The 18,322-nt window shown below is 68.7% G+C and carries 13 protein-coding genes and 1 pseudogene; 8 read left to right on the top strand and 6 right to left on the bottom strand.

Going from position 1 to position 18,322, the window contains the following annotated elements; genetic code table 11:
• Positions 1-15: 15 nt before the first annotated feature.
• The 6 genes and pseudogenes from AC3A5T_RS05010 to rpoH form a co-directional block, all read left to right on the top strand.
• Positions 16-267 (top strand): annotated as a pseudogene (locus tag AC3A5T_RS05010) (GIY-YIG nuclease family protein); the annotation flags it as partial.
• 9 nt (positions 268-276) lie between these two features.
• Positions 277-741, top strand: coding sequence for a GNAT family N-acetyltransferase (locus AC3A5T_RS05005; protein ID WP_487627862.1), 465 nt, complete (start codon positions 277-279; stop codon positions 739-741).
• 74 nt (positions 742-815) lie between these two features.
• Positions 816-1,934: a UDP-N-acetylglucosamine--N-acetylmuramyl-(pentapeptide) pyrophosphoryl-undecaprenol N-acetylglucosamine transferase gene (locus AC3A5T_RS05000; protein ID WP_487627623.1), complete on the top strand. Its 1,119-nt coding sequence runs from the start codon at positions 816-818 to the stop codon at positions 1,932-1,934.
• Complete coding sequence (locus AC3A5T_RS04995) at positions 1,931-3,559, top strand: phytoene desaturase family protein (protein ID WP_487627622.1); 1,629 nt, start codon at positions 1,931-1,933, stop codon at positions 3,557-3,559. The genes AC3A5T_RS05000 and AC3A5T_RS04995 overlap by 4 nt, the downstream gene beginning before the upstream one ends.
• A 219-nt stretch (positions 3,560-3,778) precedes the next feature.
• Positions 3,779-6,556 carry a bifunctional [glutamate--ammonia ligase]-adenylyl-L-tyrosine phosphorylase/[glutamate--ammonia-ligase] adenylyltransferase gene (gene glnE / locus AC3A5T_RS04990; RefSeq protein ID WP_487627621.1) on the top strand — a complete coding sequence of 926 codons (2,778 nt, stop codon included), beginning with the start codon at positions 3,779-3,781 and terminating at the stop codon, positions 6,554-6,556.
• A gap of 198 nt (positions 6,557-6,754) precedes the next feature.
• Complete coding sequence (gene rpoH / locus AC3A5T_RS04985; protein ID WP_487627620.1) at positions 6,755-7,633, top strand: RNA polymerase sigma factor RpoH; 879 nt, start codon at positions 6,755-6,757, stop codon at positions 7,631-7,633.
• Between the two features lie 89 nt (positions 7,634-7,722).
• On the opposite strand, the gene zupT is transcribed toward rpoH, so the two are convergent.
• From zupT to AC3A5T_RS04960, 5 genes are all read right to left on the bottom strand, one after another.
• Positions 7,723-8,532 (bottom strand): zinc transporter ZupT, encoded by an 810-nt coding sequence (gene zupT / locus AC3A5T_RS04980; RefSeq protein WP_487627619.1) that lies wholly within the window; start codon positions 8,530-8,532, stop codon positions 7,723-7,725.
• 76 nt (positions 8,533-8,608) lie between these two features.
• A complete protein-coding gene (locus AC3A5T_RS04975) occupies positions 8,609-9,922 on the bottom strand; it encodes an NAD(P)/FAD-dependent oxidoreductase (protein WP_487627618.1) in 1,314 nt (437 codons plus the stop codon).
• Between the two features lie 126 nt (positions 9,923-10,048).
• A complete protein-coding gene (locus AC3A5T_RS04970; RefSeq protein ID WP_487627617.1) occupies positions 10,049-12,883 on the bottom strand; it encodes a valine--tRNA ligase in 2,835 nt (944 codons plus the stop codon).
• Positions 12,884-12,997: 114 nt separating this feature from the next.
• Positions 12,998-13,423 carry a DNA polymerase III subunit chi gene (locus AC3A5T_RS04965; RefSeq protein WP_487627616.1) on the bottom strand — a complete coding sequence of 142 codons (426 nt, stop codon included), beginning with the start codon at positions 13,421-13,423 and terminating at the stop codon, positions 12,998-13,000.
• Between the two features lie 67 nt (positions 13,424-13,490).
• Positions 13,491-14,969: a leucyl aminopeptidase gene (locus tag AC3A5T_RS04960; protein ID WP_487627615.1), complete on the bottom strand. Its 1,479-nt coding sequence runs from the start codon at positions 14,967-14,969 to the stop codon at positions 13,491-13,493.
• A 134-nt stretch (positions 14,970-15,103) separates the two neighbouring features.
• Here AC3A5T_RS04960 and lptF point away from each other — a divergent pair, with 134 nt between their 5' ends.
• Together lptF and lptG are read left to right on the top strand one after the other, a co-directional pair.
• Entirely contained in the window at positions 15,104-16,189 is a 1,086-nt protein-coding gene (gene lptF, locus AC3A5T_RS04955; protein WP_332079453.1) for an LPS export ABC transporter permease LptF, read from the top strand.
• Positions 16,132-17,295, top strand: a complete 1,164-nt coding sequence (gene lptG / locus AC3A5T_RS04950) for an LPS export ABC transporter permease LptG (RefSeq protein ID WP_425497277.1) — start codon at positions 16,132-16,134, stop codon at positions 17,293-17,295. Before lptF ends, lptG begins: the two co-directional genes overlap by 58 nt.
• A gap of 509 nt (positions 17,296-17,804) precedes the next feature.
• Here the strand turns inward: lptG and AC3A5T_RS04945 are convergent.
• Positions 17,805-18,293, bottom strand: a complete 489-nt coding sequence (locus AC3A5T_RS04945; protein ID WP_487627861.1) for an RDD family protein — start codon at positions 18,291-18,293, stop codon at positions 17,805-17,807.
• Between the last annotated feature and the right edge of the window lie 29 nt (positions 18,294-18,322).

The following is an 18,322-nucleotide window of genomic DNA, read 5'->3' as shown; positions in this document are numbered from 1 at the left end:
TGGATAATCGGTGCGATGACCGCACCGTCGCCCTGGCACCTGTACCTGCTCGAATGCCGCAACGGCAGCTGGTATGCCGGCATCACCAATGATCTCGACGCGCGGTTCAAGGCCCACGCGGCAGGCCGCGGCGCGAAGTACACGCGCGGCAACCCGCCGGTGTGCATCCTCGCCAGCCGCGGATATCCCGATCGCGCCAGTGCGTCGCGCGCCGAGTGGCAACTCAAGCGCCAGCCGCGTGCGCGCAAGCTGGCCTGGTTGCAGGCGCCCGCGCCGATGCTGGAGATCCGCGCCGGTGGCCTCGACGATCCACGCGTCATCGCGCTGCTGCAGGCGCATCTCGATGCGATGGCCCTGCACTCGCCGCCCGAAAGCATCCACGCGCTGGACCTGTCCGGCCTGCGTGCGCCGGGCGTGTCGTTCTGGGGCGCCTGGCGCGGCGATGCGCTGGCGGGCTGCGGCGCGCTGAAGGATCTCGGCGACGGGCATGGCGAACTCAAGTCGATGCGCACCGACGCCGCGCATCTGCGCCAGGGCGTGGCCGCCGCGATGCTCGCGCACCTGATGGCCACGGCCCGCGCGCAGGGCTGGCGGCGGCTGAGCCTGGAAACCGGCACCGCCGCCGCGTTCGCCCCGGCGCATGCGCTGTACGCGCGCCACGGCTTCGCGCCCTGCGGTCCGTTCGGCGATTACGTCGACGATCCCTTCAGCACTTTCATGACCCGCACCCTGAACGACTGAGCGCCGCGCGCGGGCGTGAACGCGCCGGGCGCACTGGCTATAGTCGTGCGCTGTCGTGATCCCCCAGGTTGTCCATGTCGCACGTGTCTCCCGCAACGCTCCCCACCATCGCCTGCGCCGCAGGCGGCACCGGCGGACATCTGTTCCCGGCCGAGGCGCTGGCGCGCGAGCTGCAGCGCCGCGGACATCCGGTGGTGATCTACACCGAGCGCCGCGGCGCCGCGTATACGCAGGCACTGGCGGGACTCGACCACCTCGTATTGCCGGCGCGCAGCCTCGAAGGCGGGCTGTCGGGCAAGCTGGCCGCCGGCCTGACGATCCTGCGGGCGACGGCGCAGGCACGCGCCGACATGCGCCGTCGCGGCGTGCGTCTGCTGGTCGGGTTCGGTGGCTATCCGAGCTTCGCGCCGGCGCTGGCGGCCAAGAGCCGTGCGCTGCCGCTGCTGCTGCACGAGCAGGGCGCGCGCCTGAGCATGGCCAACCGCAAACTGCTGCGCTTCGCCGACGGCGTGGCGACGTCGTTCCCGGCCACCGCGGGTCTCGACGGCTTCAATGCCGCCCGCATCGTCGACACCGGCAATCCCGTGCGCCAGGCGATCCTCGATGCGCGCGGTGACTATCCGGTGCTCGACGCGACGTCGCCTCTGCGCCTGCTCGTCGTCGGCGGCAGCCAGAGCGCGCGCGTGTTCGGCGAGGTCGTGCCGCCGGCGCTTCTGCAACTGCCCGGATCGATCCGCCAACGTCTGCAGGTCTCGCTGCAATACAAGGGCGACGCGACCGACCAGATCGAACGCACCTTGCGCGAGGCCGGCATCGACGCGACCGTGCGTCCGTTCTTCGACGACATGGGCGCGCGGCTGCGCGATGCGCATCTGGTGATCACCCGCGCCGGCGCGACCACGGCCGCGGATCTGCTGACCGTCGGCCGTCCTGCGGTGCTGGTCCCGATCCCCGCCGGCGGCTCGCGTGACGAGCAGCGCCGCAATGCCGAAACGCTGGCCGCGGCCGGTATCGGCTGGTGCGTGCCCGAACCCGAACTCACGCCCGAGCATCTGTCGACCTTGCTCGCCGAGGCGTTCGCATCGCCGACCGTGTTGCCTGACGCCGCGCGTGCGTCCGCCGCGCTCGGTCGCCCGCAGGCCGCGTCGACGCTGGCCGATCTCGTGCAGTCCACGCTGGCCCGGCACGCATGAGCGGCCGCCGCGACGACTGCGATGTGCTGGTCGTCGGCGGCGGCCACAACGGGCTGGTCTGCGCGGCGTATCTCGCCGGCGCGGGCTTGCGCGTGCGCGTGCTGGAGCGCCGCGGCGTCGTCGGGGGCGCGGCCGTCACCGAGGAATTCCATCCCGGCTTTCGCAACTCGCTCGCGAGCTACACCGTCAGCCTGCTCAACCCGAAGGTGATCGCGGATCTGCGGCTGGCGCAGCACGGCCTGCGCGTGGTCGAGCGGCCGTACTCGAATTTCCTGCCGTTGCCGAACGGCCGTGCATTCCGGCTCGGCGGCCCGGACGGCGCGGCCGAACTCGCGCGCTGGTCGCCACGCGATGCCGCGCGTCTGCCCGAGTACTACGCGATGCTCGACCGCGTCGTCGTCGTGCTGCGCGCGTTGATGCACGCCACGCCGCCCAACGTCAGCGACCGCTTCGTGCTCGCCGACTGGCTCAATTCGCTGACCGTCGCGAAACAGCTGAAATCGCTGGACATGCGCGGCCGCCGCGACCTGCTCGATCTGTTCTCCAAATCCGCCGGCGAACTGCTCGACGACTGGTTCGAATGCGCACCGCTGAAGGCTGCGCTGGGCTGGGATTCGATCGTCGGCAATTTCGCCAGTCCCTACACGCCGGGCTCGGCCTACGTGCTGCTGCACCACGTGTTCGGCGAGGTCAACGGCAAGAGCGGCGTCTGGGGTCACGCGATCGGCGGCATGGGTGCGATCAGCGAGGCGATCGCGACCGAATGCCGCGCGCGTGGCGTGGTGATCGACACCGCTGCGGAGGTCGCGCAGGTGCTGGTAGAAGACGGTCGCGCGGTCGGTGTCGCACTCGCCGACGGACGCACATTGCGCGCCGGCGTGGTCGCGTCCAACCTCAATCCGAAGCTGCTCTACACGCGCCTGGTCGCACCCGAACATCTCGACGAGGACACCACCGCGCGCATCCGCCGCTACCGCTGCGGTTCCGGCACGTTCCGCATGAATGTCGCGCTGTCGGAACTGCCGGATTTCCGAGCAGCGCCGGGCACGACGCTGCAACCGCATCATCAGAGCGGCATCCTGATCGGCGATTCGCTCGGCTATTTCGAACGCGCGTACTTCGATGCGAAATCGCGCGAACACAATCCCGGCTGGGCGCGTGCGCCCGTCGTGGAACTGGTGATCTCGTCCACGCTCGACGACAGCCTCGCGCCGCCCGGCCAGCACGTCGCCAGCCTGTTCTGCCAGCACGTCAATCCGGTGATCGACGCCGCCGACGGCGGCTGGGACGCGCACCGGAACACGGTTGCAAAGTTGATGATCGACACGGTGGACGCGCAGGCGCCGAACTTCGCCCGCAGCGTGCTCGGCTATGACGCGCTGACGCCGCTCGATCTTGAGCGCCGGCTCGGTCTGATCGGCGGCGACATCTTCCACGGCGCGCTGGGCCCGGACCAGTTGTTCAGCGCACGGCCCGTGCTCGGGCAGGGGAACTATCGCGGCGCGCTGGGCGGCTTGTACCTGTGCGGCTCGGGCTCGCACCCGGGCGGCGGCGTCACCGGCCTACCCGGACGCAACGCCGCGCGCGAGATCCTGCGCGACCTGCGTCGCGGCCCTGCACCCTGAATACGGCCGATTTTTGAACCCGTCGGTATCGTTTTGCAATGCAGCGTGCAAAGCGGTAACGACTCTTTCACTATCGCCCTGCACCCGACGTGGGGGAGGGAGCAAGGCCCGCAACCGGTTTACCGGTCGCGGGCTTTTTTTTGCCTGATGTTTTTGCAGCCGCGTGGACACGCAATGTGCCCGGACGCGACATCCGCATCGCGATGCGACAATCCTCGGATGCCCGACGCCCCGTTGCCGCCCGAACTCGACGCCCAGATCGACCGCCTGATCGCGCGGCTGCCGGACACCATCCGCAGCGATGCCGATGCCATCGCGCGCATCCGCCCGGTCGCGCTCGCCAGCGATTTCGCGCTCGATGTGTTGCAGCGTCAGCCGGAGGTGCTCGCGCAACTTTTGGAAGACGACGCGCAACACGGCATCGCGTCACCGACGCTCGACGCAGGCAATCGCAGCGAATGGCCGGCATTGTTGCGTCGCTATCGCACAGCGTCTTCGGCGCGGCTGGTGTGGCGCGATGTGCATGGTCTCGACGATGTCGACGCGACGCTCGCCGGCAGCACGGCGCTGGCGGACACCTGCCTGACGCTTGCGCTCGACGCGCTGGAAGCCGAGTTCGCGCAGCGCTACGGCCAGGTGCGCGATGCCGAAGGCACCGTCGTACGACTGATCGTGTTCGGCCTCGGCAAGCTCGGTGGCGGGGAACTCAATTTCAGTTCCGACATCGATCTGATCTACGGCTTCGCGACCGCGGGCGAGAGCGATGGCGCGCGTGCGCTCGCGGCCGAGGACTACTTCACCCGGCTGGGCCAGCAGCTCGCGAAGCTGCTCGACGAGAACACCGCCGACGGTTTCAGCCATCGCGTCGATCTGCGTCTGCGTCCGTTCGGCAATGCCGGACGCATCGCGTTGAGCTTCGCGGCGATGGAACAGTACTTCCAGCACGAAGGCCGCGACTGGGAGCGTTACGCTTGGCAGAAGGCGCGGCCGGTCGCGGGCGACATCGAGGCCGGCGAGCGGTTCCTGTCGCAGCTGCGGCCCTTCATCTATCGCCGCTATCTCGATTACGGCGCGCTCGACGGCCTGCGCCAGATGAAGGCGATGATCGCGGCCGAGGTCGCGCGCAAGGAACTGTCCGACGACATCAAGCGCGGCGACGGTGGCATCCGCGAGATCGAATTCCTCGCCCAGGCCCTGCAGCTGATCCGCGGCGGCCGCGAGCCGGCGCTGCGCGATCGGCGCCTGCTGCCCACGCTCGAGGCCCTGCACGCGCACGCGCAGATCGATGCGGACACGCTGGCCTTGCTGCAACGCGCGTACCGCTTCCTGCGTCAGCTGGAGAACCGGCTGCAGATGCTGCGCGATGCGCAGACGCACAGGCTGCCCGCCGATCCGCTGGATCGTCTGCGGATCGCACGCGGCCTCGGATACGTCGACTGGGACGCGCTCGTCGACGCGCTGCGCGTTGTGCGCGCGTCGGTCGCACAGGAGTTCGACGCCCTGTTCGCCGTGCGCAGCCAGCAGCGGACGGTCGAGACGGACGACGATCTCGCCGGCTACTGGCGCGCGCTGCCCGAAGGCGGCGAGCGCGCGGTGCTCGACGCCGCCGGCTTTACCGACAGCGCCGAAGTCGACGCCGCGCTGCGCGATTTCGCGCGTTCGCCGAGCGTGCGCGATCTGTCCGACAGCGCACGCACGCGACTGGACCGGCTGATGCCGGTGCTGCTGCAGGCATCCGCGCCCGCGGACCGTCCGCTGCAGGCGATCCGCCGCCTGCTCGCCCTGCTGCACAACATCCTGCGACGCGCGAGTTATCTGGCTTTGCTCGACGAACGCCCGGCCGCGCTCGCGCGTCTGGTCGACGTGGTCACGCGCAGCGCCTTTCTCGCCGAACGGCTCGCCGCGCATCCGCTGCTGCTCGACGAACTGCTCGACACGCGCGACGAGGGCCCGCTGCTGCAGCGTGGCGAGATGGCCCAGTCCTGCGCGCGTGCGCTGCGGCAGCCGGATCTCGAAGCCGGCCTGCTGGATCTCAACGAGACCCGCCAGCAGCTGAGCTTCCGCATCGCGCTCGCGACACTCGACGGACGCCAGTCCGGACAGGACGCCACCCGCCAGCTCGCGTGGCTGGCCGACGCGGTGGTCGACACCGTACTCGCGCTGGCGATGCGCGATCTCGAATCCACGCATGGCGCGCTGCCCGACGCGCGGTTCGCGGTGATCGGCTACGGCAGCCTCGGCGGCGAAGAACTCGGCTTCGGTTCCGATCTCGACCTCGTGTTCCTCTACGACGCGCCCGCCGCTGCGCAGTCCACCGGTGCGCGCCCGCTCGATGCACAGCGCTGGGCCGCGCGGCTGGGGCAGAAGATCGTCGCGCTGCTGGGGACCGTCACCGGTGGCGGCCGCCTCTACGACGTCGACGTGCGCCTGCGCCCGGACGGCGGCAAGGGGCTGCTGGTCTCGTCGCTGGCCAGCTACGCCGAGTACCAGCGCGAGCGGGCCTGGACCTGGGAACACCAGGCGCTGGTGCGTGCACGCTTCGTGGCCGGGCATGACGATATGGCGGCCGCGTTCGAAGACGTCCGCCGCGACATCCTGGCGACGCCGCGTGATCCGGCGAAGCTGCACGAGGACGTGCTGTCGATGCGGCGGCGCATGCGCGCCGAGCTGGACCGCAGCGTCGGGGACCGCTTCGACCTCAAGCAGGGCAGGGGCGGCCTGGTCGATCTGGAATTCCTGCTGCAGTGCATCGTGCTGCGCGAGGCGGCGACGCGGCCCGCCTTGCTCGCACCGCGCGCAACGCCCCTGCTGCTGGAGGCGGCCGGTGCCGAAGGCGTGCTCGAGGCGGCCACGAGCGCGGGCCTGCGGGCCGCCCACGCGACGCTGCTCGAGTTGGGCCTGGGCTGCACGTTGGATCGGCGGACCCGGATCGTCGTCGAGACGCCCGAGCTCGATGCGGCGCGCGAGACGATCCGTTGCGCCGCCGACTGGACCTGAATACGGCGGTTTTCATGCGAGGTTGGCGGCCTGATCCGCAGACTTGCGTCCACGACGTTAAAGCACGGTCGGGGAATACCACAATCTCGACCGTGAACAGAAGTCAACGAAAATCCCGCCGTCGTTCTGTGAATGGAACGTTCGGGAACTCTTGTGCGTCTTAGCAGTCAGATGTATCGACTGCTAACATCCCTCCCCATGAGCACGCAGACCATGTCCCACGCCCTGGTTGCCAACAGCCTCCCGACCCTCAACCCGCTGGGTTCGCTGGATGCCTACATCGGCGCCGTGCACCAGATTCCGGTGCTGTCGGTCGAAGACGAGCAGGCACTCGCGCAGCGTTACCGCGACGACGACGATCTCGACGCCGCGCGCGAACTGGTGCACTCGCACCTGCGCTTCGTCGTGCACGTCGCCCGCGGCTACAACGGCTACGGCCTGCCGCTGGGCGATCTGATCCAGGAAGGCAACATCGGCCTGATGAAGGCGGTCAAGCGTTTCGATCCCGATGTGGGCGTGCGCCTGGTGAGCTTTGCTGTGCACTGGATCCGTGCCGAGATGCACGAGTTCATCCTGAAGAACTGGCGCATCGTGAAGGTCGCCACGACCAAGGCGCAGCGCAAGTTGTTCTTCAACCTGCGCAAGAGCAAGAAGCGCCTGGGCTGGCTCAACGCGAGCGAGGTCCGTGCGGTCGCTGCCGATCTGAACGTGTCCGAGCGCGAAGTGCTCGAGATGGAATCGCGCCTGTCCGGTCGCGACATCGGCTTCGACGCGCCCGCGGGCGAGGACGACGACAACGCGCCGCCGGCGCCGGTCGCCTATCTCGTCGCACAGGACGAAGATCCCGCGCAGGCCTACGAGCGTCGCGACAGCGAGGGCAGCAAGCTCGAGCTGCTGCGCGAAGGCATGGCCACGCTGGATGCGCGCTCGCGCGACATCATCAGCCGCCGCTGGCTCGACGACGAGCACAAGGTGACGCTGCAGGAACTGGCCGACGAGTACGGCGTGTCCGCCGAGCGCATCCGTCAGGTCGAAGCCAACGCGCTGAAGAAGATGAAGGCGCTGTTCGCCGCCTGATCGTCGGCGCGATCGCGAGATATGAAACGGCCCGCGCAAGCGGGCCGTTTCCGTTCGGGGTCTTCAGGCGCGCCAGGCGCGGCGCGCACTCACCACTTGAACAGCACCAGGCTGATCGCCAGTGCGGCCATGCCGGAGACGAGGCCGTAGACCGTCTCGTGTCCCTTGGCGTAGCGCTTGGCGGCGGGCAGCAGTTCGTCGAGAGCGAGGAACACCATGACGCCGGCGATCAGGCCGAAGACGACGCCGAACACCGGCTCGGACAGGAACGGCCGCAGTACCGCATAGCCGATCAGCGCGCCGATCGGTTCGGCCAGGCCCGACAGCAGGCAGGCGATGAAGGCGTAGAGCTTGTTGTTGGTGGCGAAGTACACCGGCACCGCGATCGCGATGCCTTCGGGGATGTTGTGGATCGCGATCGCGAATGCGAGCGGCAGGCCGACGCCCGGGTTTTCCAGCGTGGCGAAGAACGTCGCCAGGCCTTCGGGGAAATTGTGCGCGGTGATCGCGACCGCGGTCAGCAGGCCGACGCGCTTGATGTAACTGGTGTTGTGCTCGCGAAAGTAGGGATCGTCGACTTCCAGTCGCTCGTGCGGGTTGGGCACCAGTCGATCGATCGAGACGATGAAGAGCACGCCGCCGAGGAACGACAGCGTGCCCCAGGTGAAGCCGAGCTGCGCGCCGTAGGCATTGGTGAAGGCGAGGATCGACTTGTCGAGGATCTCGGTCAGCGACACGTAGACCATCGCGCCGGCGGCGAACGCCAGACCGAAGGACAGCAGGCGCGCGTTGGGCTGCTTGGAGAACAGCACCAGCAGGCTGCCGAGCCCGGTCGCCAGGCCGGCCGCGGTGGTGACCGCGAGCGCGATCCAGAAGTTGTGGGTCGAGATTTCGAGCATGCGCGGGAACGCCGGAACGTGGGAGGGAGCGACTCAGCCCGGCTGCAGATCCGGCGTGGGTGGGCGCGCGGCCATGCTAGCCGATGCGCGGGGCATCGGGTCCTTCACGATCCGGCGGTGTGACCGGCTCGGCATCGACGGGCGGGCCGAAGATGATCCGCGCCGCGCGCTGGTAGCTCCAGTACGCCATGGTCCAGTTGAGCAGCACGACCACGCGGTTGCGGAAGCCGATCAGGAAGAACACGTGGGCGATCAGCCAGAACCACCAGGCGAGCGCGCCCGACAGTTTCAGCCGGCCGAAATGGACGACCGCGGCCATGCGCCCGATCGTCGCGAGGTTGCCGAAGTCGCGGTAGGCGAACGGCGTCGTCGTCTGCCCACGCAGACGCGCGCGGATGCCGGCCGCGACGTGCCGGCCCATCTGCTTGGCGGCCGGCGCGACGCCCGGCACAGGCTGGCCCGCGCTCTGGATCGCGGCGAGATCGCCGGCGACGTAGATGTCGGGGTGGCCCGGCACGCGCAGATCGGGATCGACCTGCACGCGCCCCGCACGGTCGCGCGGCGCATCGAGCAGGGCGCCGAGCGGCGACGCCGCAACGCCCGCGGCCCAGATCACCGTCTTGGCGGCGACGCGCTGATCGCCGAGGCGGTAACCGTCGGCATCGATGTCGGCGACCGGCGTGCCGGTCTGCACCTCGACTCCGAGCTTCTGCAGCTGGCGACGCGCCTTGTCCGACAGATCGTCCGGGAACGACGACAGCACGCGCGGTCCGGCTTCGACCAGGCGCACCTTTGCCAGCGCCGGATCGATGTTGCGGAACTCGCTGCGCAGCGTGTGACGGGCGATCTCGGCCAGTGTGCCGGCGAGTTCGACGCCGGTCGGGCCACCGCCGACGACGGCGAAGCTGAGCCACGCGGCGCGCTTCTCGGGGTCCGTTTCGGCCTCGGCGCGCTCGAAGGCGAGCAGCAGCTTGCGCCGCAGCAGCAGCGCATCGTCGAGCGTCTTCAGCCCCGGCGCATACGCGGCCCAGTGGTCGTTGCCGAAGTAGGCATGGGTCGCGCCGGCGGCGAGCACCAGCGTGTCGAAGGCGAGGGCGGTGCCGTCGGCGAGCGCGAGCGTCTTCGCGGCGGTGTCGATGCCCTGCACTTCGGCCAGACGCACCTCGACGTTGTCCTGGCTGCGCAGGATGTGGCGCAGCGGCGCGGCGATGTCCGGCGCCGACAGGCCGGCCGTCGCCACCTGGTAGAGCAGCGGCTGGAACAGATGATGGTTGCCGCGATCGACGAGGGTGATGCGCACCGGATCGCGCGCCAGCGCACGCGTGGCCCAGAGACCGGCGAAACCGCCGCCGACGATGACGACATGAGGAGTGCGATCGGAACTGGGCATGTGATCGACGTGCGTGGTGGAGGCCGATTGTAGGCGGCCGCCCGGTAACGCTTCGTCAGGACGCGTGCTGCACGTGTACGTGTGCAGCAGTCAAACGCCGGCGCTTGCGTGCGCCGGCGTGATGTCTCAGAGCCGCGCGCGCTGCGCGGCGAGGGCGTCGTGCTGCGCGGTCCAGTCGACGAGACGCTGACGCTCCTGGTCGACGACGGCCGCCGGCACCTTGTCGCTGAACTTCGCGATCTTCGCCGCGCTCTTGTCCTTCTCCGACACCACGCGGGCGATTTCCTTGTCGAGGCGTGCGCGCTCGGCGTCCAGATCGACCAGACCTTCCAGCGGCACGAACAGCTTCACGTCGCCGACCAGACCGGTCGCGGCCGGCGGTGGATCGCCATCGACGCTGTCGATGCGCTCGAGCCGGTTGAGGAACTTCAGCTGCGACTCGAAACGCTGCAGACGTGCACGCGCGGCGTCGCTGCCGACCTGCACCAGCAGCGGCACCTGCTTGCCCGGCGACACGCCCAGTTCGCTGCGCACGCGACGCAGCGCGGTGACCATCTGCTTGAGCCATTCGATGTCGGTCGTCGCCTGCGCGCAGCGGGCGATCAGCGCACTGTCGGGCGCCGGGTAGGGCCGCAGCGAAATCGTCGCGTCCGTGATGCCGACGCGCGGCGCGACCTGGCGCCACAGTTCTTCGGTGACGAACGGAATCAGCGGATGCAGCAGGCGCAGCAGCGATTCGAGCACGTGCAGCAGCGTGTGACGGGTGCTGTCCGCAGCTGCGGCGTCGTCGCCGAGCAGCGCCGGCTTGGCGAGCTCGACGAACCAGTCGCAGAAGTCGTTCCATGCGAACTCGTACAGCGTCTGCGCGAGCAGGTCGAAGCGGTAGCTGGTGAAGTGTGCGCGCGCGTCATCGGCGGTCGTCGCCAGGCGCGCGAGGATCCACTTCTCGGCGTCGGTCGTCGGCTCGGGCGCACCCTCGGCGCTGAAGCCTTCGGTGTTCATCAGCACGAAACGCGTCGCGTTCCACAGCTTGTTGCAGAAATTCTTGTAGCCCTCGGCGCGGCCGAGATCGAACTTGATGTCGCGGCCCGGACCGGCCAGCGCGGCCATCGTGAAGCGCAGCGGGTCGGCGCCGTGGGCGATGATGCCGTCCGGAAACTCCTTGCGCGTCGCCTTCTCGATCTTCGGCGCGTCCTTGGGCTTCATCAGCCCGGTGGTGCGCTTGGCGACCAGGTCTTCGATGCTGATGCCGTCGATGATGTCGAGCGGATCGAGCACGTTGCCCTTCGACTTCGACATCTTCTGGCCGTCGCGGTCGCGCACGAGGCCGGTCATGTAGACATCACGGAACGGCACTTGGCCGGTCAGGTGATCGGTCAGCATGATCATCCGGGCGACCCAGAAGAAGATGATGTCGAAACCGGTGACCAGCACGCTCGACGGCACGAAGTGGTCGAAGCCGCGCTCGGCCATCGCCGCTTCGTCGGGCCAGCCCATCGTGTTGATCGGCCACAAACCCGACGAGAACCAGGTCTCGAGCACGTCGGTGTCCTGGGTCAGCACGACATCGGCGCCGAGTCCGCTGCGCGCACGCGCTTCGGCCTCGTCGCGGCCGACGTAGGGCTTGCCGTCGGCGTCGTACCACGCCGGAATGCGGTGGCCCCACCACAGCTGGCGGCTGATGCACCAGTCCTGGATGTTCTCCATCCAGTGGCGATAGGTGCTGGTCCAGTTCGGCGGGACGAATTTCACTTCGCCCGGCTTTCCATCGATACCGTCGACCAGATCCATGCCGCGCTTTGCGAAGCCGTCCATCGCGACGAACCACTGGTCGGTCAGGTAGGGCTCGATGACCTGGCCGGTGCGGTCGCCGCGCGGGACCTGCAAATTGTGCGGCTTGGTATCGACGAGGAAGCCGCCGGCTTCCAGATCGGCGAGCACGGCCTTGCGCGCATCAAAGCGATCGAGGCCACGGTACTGCTCGGGTGCGTTCTCGTTGACCGCGGCGTCAGGCGTGAACAGGTTGATCATCGGCAGGTCGTGACGCTGGCCGACCTGGTAATCGTTGAAGTCGTGCGCGGGCGTGACCTTGACCACGCCGGTACCGAACGCGCGGTCGACGTAGCCATCGCCGATGACCGGGACCCGGCGACCGGTCAGCGGCAGCACGACTGCCTTGCCGATCAGGTGCGCGTAGCGCGTGTCATCGGGATGCACCATCGCCGCGGTGTCGCCGAGCATGGTTTCCGGGCGCGTTGTCGCGACGACGAGATAGTCGCGCGTCTCGCGCAGCGTCTCGTTGCCGTCGGCGTCGACTTCGACGTGTTCGTAACTGGCGCCATCGGCGAGCGGATAGCGGATCGACCACAGCGAACCGTCTTCTTCTTCGCTGACAACTTCCAGATCCGAGATCGCGGTCTTGAGCACCGGGTCCCAGTTGACCAGGCGCTGGCCGCGATAGATCAGGCCTTCCTCGTGCAGACGCACGAAGGCTTCGACGACCGCCTGCGAGGGCAGCGGATCCATCGTGAAGGTCTTGCGCGACCAGTCACCCGACGCGCCGAGGCGACGCATCTGGCGTTCGATCGTGTCGCCGGACTGGCTCTTCCACTCCCACACCTTCTCGATGAAGCCGTCACGGCCCAGCGAGTCGCGGGTCTCGCCCTTGCCTTCGAGCGCGAGGTTGCGCGAGACCACCATCTCGGTCGCGATGCCGGCGTGGTCGGTGCCCATCTGCCACAACGTGCGATGCCCCAGCATGCGGTGATAGCGGATCAGCGCGTCCTGCAGCGTGTGCTGGAAGGCGTGGCCCATGTGCAGCGTGCCGGTGACGTTCGGCGGCGGCAGCAGGATCGTGTAGGCCGGGCCGTCGCCCTGCGGCTGGAAAACGCCGCTCTTCTCCCATTCCGCGTACAGGCGGGCTTCGAAGGTACCGGGGTCGTAGCTTTGGGCGAGGGACATGGGGAGGGCCGTGATGGGTGATTCGTAATTCGGGATTGGAAACGCGAAGCGGCATCAAGCGATCGGCCCAGTGCTCTTTCGAATCACCAATCACCAATCACCCGTTACCGCGTCTCACATATCGTGCTTGGCGAGATCGAGGCCGGCGGCCTTGTACTGCTTCCAGCGCTCGCGCAGCGGTTCGCGGGCCGAGTCGTCGGCCGGCACCACTTCGAGCACGCGCTCGAAACCCGGCGGCGCCACTTCGTCGCGCAGGTTGATGACCAGCGCGCGCATCGGCGCGTCGAAGCCGGGCGTGGCGATGAGGACAGGCGTTTCGTCGTCCTCCTCGTCCATGCCGGCGATCTGGTGCGGGATGTAGGCGTCCTCGCCCATGTCCCACAGCAGATCGTCGAGCGCTTCGGCCTGTTCGGCGTCGCGGGCGAGGATCAGCGTCCACAGGTCGGCCGCATAGGATTTGCGGACCAGTTCGCACACCAGGCGCAACGGTTCCTCGCGGAAGCGCGGCTTGGCGATCAGGTAGAAGTCGGCGCGGGCCATGGCGGTGGCGGTCGGGCCGGAACCGGGGACGCGGCGCGAAGCCGCATCCCCGCAAGGCCCGGACCGGTCAGTCGACCTGGTCCATGAGCCACTGGCTCAGCAGGCCGACCGGGCGGCCGGTGGCGTAGGCCATCTTGCCGCTGCCGCTGGCACTGCCGGCGATGTCGAGATGCGCCCAGCGCTGGCCTTCGGTGAAGCGCGACAGGAAGCAGCCTGCGGTGATCGCGCCGCCCCAACGGCCGCCGATGTTGTAGACGTCGGCGAAGTTGGAATCGAGCATCGACTGGTATTCGTCCCACAGCGGCAGACGCCAGGCGCGGTCGAACACGTGCTCGCCGGCGGCCAGCAGTTCGGCGGCCAGGTCGTCGTGCTTGCTCATCAGGCCGGTGGCCTGCGTGCCGAGCGCGATCATGCAGGCGCCGGTCAGCGTGGCGACGTCGACCAGCGCAGCCGGCTCGAAACGCTCGGCGTAGGTCAGCGCGTCGCACAGGATCAGGCGGCCTTCGGCGTCGGTGTTGCCGACTTCGATGGTCTTGCCCGACATGCTGGTGATGACGTCCGACGGGCGATACGCGTCGCCGTCGATGCCGTTCTCCACCGCCGGCACGATCACGTGCAGGTTGATCGGCAGATCGAGGCCGACCGCGGACACGAAGGTGCCCATGACCGTCGCCGCGCCGCACATGTCGAACTTCATTTCCTCGATGCCGCCCTGCGTCTTGAGGTTGACGCCGCCGGTGTCGAACGTGATGCCCTTGCCGACCAGCACATAGGGCTTGGCGTCGCCGCCGTTCTTCCAGCTCAGCACGACCAGACGCGGACGGTTGGCCGAGCCGCGCGCCACGGCGAGCAGCGAGCCCATGCCCAGCGCTTCCATCTGGGTCTCGTCGAGGACTTCGCACGAGGCCTTGTCGAAGCGTGACGCGAAGGTCTGCGCCTGCTCACCGAGATAGGCCGGGTTGCAGATGTTCGGCGGCAGGTTGCCGAGCTCGCGGGCGAACTTCACGCCCGCGGCGATCGCCTTGCCCTGCGCCAGCGCATCGGCATCGTCACCGACGATCGAAATCGCGGTCAGCGTGTCGGGCTCGCGCTTCTTGTTCTTGGCGCCCAGCGTGGCCACGTAGCGGTACGCGGCATGGTCGGCGGCGACCACGGCCTGGCGGATCTTCCACGCGGTGTCGCGGCCGGCGACGTCGAGGTCAGCCAGCGCGATCGCAGCGCTGGTGCTGTTGCCGTCGCGCAGCGCGCGCACGGCATCGGCAACCGCCTTGAGGTACTGCGGCACGCCGAACTTGGCGCGCTCGCCCAGACCGATTGCCAACACGCGCGGCGCGGTGACGCCCGGCAAATCGTGCAGCAGGCTGGTACGACCAGCCTTGCCGGACAGATCGCCACGCGTGGCAAGGGTGGACAGACGACCGCCGCTGGCGGCGTCGATCGCGGCAGCAGCGCCGGCCAGCGGGCCGTCAGCGAAGACGCCAATGACGAGGCAATCGCTGGACAGGGTGGCGGGGGACGCTTGGTTCAGGGTGAATTCGAGGGTCATCAACCAGATTCCATGGGGTGATCGGTACACTTCACGGTCCAGCGCGCGGCGCCCAGTCAGGCTTGCCGCTGCAGAAGCGCCGTGGTGGCGCGGCTGGACGAACCCCCAAGTCTAAAGCAAAGCCCCCACAGCCGATGTCGAAGCTCGACCGATACCTGTCCCGCGAGTTGGCCCAGTCCACGTTCGCTGCCCTCGTGGTGCTGCTGATCGTGAGCTTGGGCGGCGTGTTCGCGGACGTGCTGAGCGACATCGCCCGCGGCCGGGTGCCGGCCAAGCTGATGCTGGCCCAGCTGGGCCTGTCGGTGATCAGCTACATGCCGCTGATCCTGCCGCTGGGCCTGATGCTCGGTCTGATGCTGGGCTTCGGCCGGCTGTACCGCGATTCGGAAATGCCGGTGCTGACCTCGGTCGGCATCGGCCCGCGACGCCTGCTGCGGCCGCTGTCGCTGGTGGTCGGGCCGATGCTGCTGGTGATCGGTGCCTGTTCGTTGTGGCTGGGCCCGTGGGCGCGCGACTACTCGCAGCAGATGATCGAGGCCGGGCAGCGCAGCCTGCTGGTGACCGGTCTGGAGGCCGGCCGCTTCGTCGAGTTCCCCGGCGGTGGCGGCGTGGTCTATGTCAACGCGATGTCGGACGACGGCAGCAAACTCGGCCGCGTATTCGTCTATCGCCAGGACGAAGGCCGCATGGACGTCACCACGTCGCTGACCGGCGCACTGAGCATCGACGGCACCGAGCGCTTCCTGCGCCTCGATGAGGGCTTCCGTGTCGAAGGTCCGCTCGATGCCGGCCTCGACTACCGGTTGATGCGCTACGCCAGCAACGAATTGCGCCTGCCGGCGGTGGAGTCCCGCGCCGATGGCGATGATCCCGAGCTGCAGCCGACGTTCTCGCTGTTCGGCGACGCGCGCCCCGGAGCGCATGCCGAACTGCACTACCGCCTCGCGCCGGTGCTGCTGACGCTGGCGTTCGCGCTGCTGGCGGTGCCGCTGGCCCGCAGCCCGCCGCGGCAGGCGCGCTACGGCCGGATGATGACCGGCTTCCTCGCCTACGTGATGGGCATGAACCTGATGATGCTCGGCAAGGACTGGGTCGCCGAAGGGCGCATTCCGGTGCTGCTGGGCCTGTGGTGGCTGGTGCTGCCGCTGCTCGGCTTCGCGGCGTGGATGTACTTCACCGATGGCCGGGTGACCGCGCCCAAGTGGAGGCGCGCGAAATGAAGACCCTGTTGCGCATCCATGATCTGTACGTCGCCAAGGTCGTCACCGTGATGGTGATGGCGACCTGGGTGGTGCTGGTCGGTCTCGACGCGCTGATGGCGGGTGTCAGCGAGATCGGCGCCGTGGGGCAGGGCGACTACACCTATTTCGGCGCCCTGACCTACATCCTGCAGACGCTGCCGCGTCGCGCCTACGTGATGTTCCCGACGGCGGCCGTCATCGGCTCGCTGATGGGCCTGGGCCAGCTTGCGGCGACCTCGGAACTCATCGCGATGCGCGCCGTGGGCCTGTCGCGTACCCGCCTGAGTGTGTCGGTCGCACTGCCGCTGCTCGTGTTGACCGCGGTGATGGTGCTCAACGGCGAGACCCTCGGCCCGATGGCCCAGCGCAACGCCGACAGCATGAAGTCGGCCGCACGTTCGAGCGACATGATCGTCGGCCGTTATTCCGGCCTGTGGGCACGCGAAGGCGACACCTTCCTCAACGCGCAGAACGGCACCGAGATCAGCGACGGCGCCGGTGCCCGGATCCAGCTGCAGGACGTGCGCCTGTTCGAGTTCGCCAGCGACGGCCGTCTGGAATCGGTGGCGCACGCCAAGACGGCCGAACACGGCGTCGACGGCTGGCTGCTGCGCAACGTCCAGCGCACCTGGTTCGAACCGCGCGCGGTGACCCGCACCGAGGCGCTGGAAGAGCACTGGGAGTCGCAACTCGACGCGACCACGCTCGCCGCCAGTGCCAGCAACATTTGGCGCCCGCGCTACATGCCGGCGAGCGAACTGCGTGCGGGCATCGAGTACCGGCACCGCAACCAGCTCGACGCCAGCGAATTCGAAGAGCATTACTGGGGCCGCTGGTTCTATCCGCTCAACGTGCTGGCGCTGTGTCTGGCTGCGATCCCGTTCGCGTTCGGTTCCCTGCGCAGCGGCAACGCCGGCAAGCGTCTCTTCATCGGTGTGGTCTTCGCCCTGGGCTTCTGGCTCGGCCAGACCCAGATCGTGAAACTCGCCGCCGTGTACCGCATCGACTATCGGCTGGCCTATCTCGTGCCGCCTGTCGTGATGCTGATCATTTCCTGGACCCTCTTCCGTCGCCGGAGTGGGTGAGGCGCACCCGCTTGCGCGGCACTGCCGCGCGGGTGCGGCGAACGCCCGGCGTGCTTCGCCGGGCCGGACGGGCGATGAAGCAGATCGCCGATAATATTTCGACGTGCGGCGCGCGGCAGTGAACGCCTCGCGTGCTTCGCGAGGCCGGGCGGGCGATGAAGCAGACCGCCAGTAGAACGTCGACGTGCGGCGCGCGCGGCGCCGAATGCGTCGTACGGCCGGATGAGGCTCAACGGCTGATGGCTGCCCCGACCAGCCCGAACGCCGTCGTCCCGGCGCAGGCCGGGATCCAGTGAGGGCTCGGCGCGCGCCACGCATCCGGTACCCAGTCGATCGGCTGCTGAAAACCATGTGCCTTTGCGGTGAGAACGCAGGCGACGTCGTGGTGACGCACGTCACTGGATCCCGGCGTGCGCCGGGATGACGACGACAGGCGTGAACGCGACATCCTGACTTCCTGGGCCCCACTTGGCAGCCTGGTTGTAGCTCCCCGGCTCAAGCGCGACGAATCAACCGCCTCCCAGCCCTTGCTTCGCCTCCCGCACCACCCGCGTCCCGCTCGCCCGGTCGTGCCAGGTCAGCCGCTCGCGATCGACCCACGCCCACCAGAAGCCAAGTCCTCCGGCGAGCAGCGAGAGCGTCGCCACGCCGAAGCGCACCCACAGCGACCGCGTCGACGCCCGCCCGCCGTCCATGGCGCGCACGCGCAATCGCCACGGCCGCATGCCCAGCGTCTGCCCGCCATTGCGCCAGCTGACGACGGCATACAGGCCGGTCACCAGCCAGCACGCGGCCCACAAGGTGAGCTGCAGACCACTCAGCGGCGCGATGTTCTCGTGCGCATCGTGATGGCCCAGAAAGGTGAAGGCGGCCGTGAACGCCGCCGACAGCAGCAACCACAGGGCGAGCGCCGGCCACAGGTCGTAGACCAGCGCCAGCAGGCGCCAGCCGATCCACGGCCGGGGTGGGGAGATGAGGGGCGTCGTGGCGTCGGGCATCGCCGAAGCATAGCCGCAGCGTCGAGCGT

Source organism: Luteimonas sp. Soil_C_16 (genome assembly GCF_057657295.1).
The sequence above is the reverse complement of the archived record's forward strand: the minus strand, read 5'-3'. Positions and strand labels throughout refer to the sequence as shown.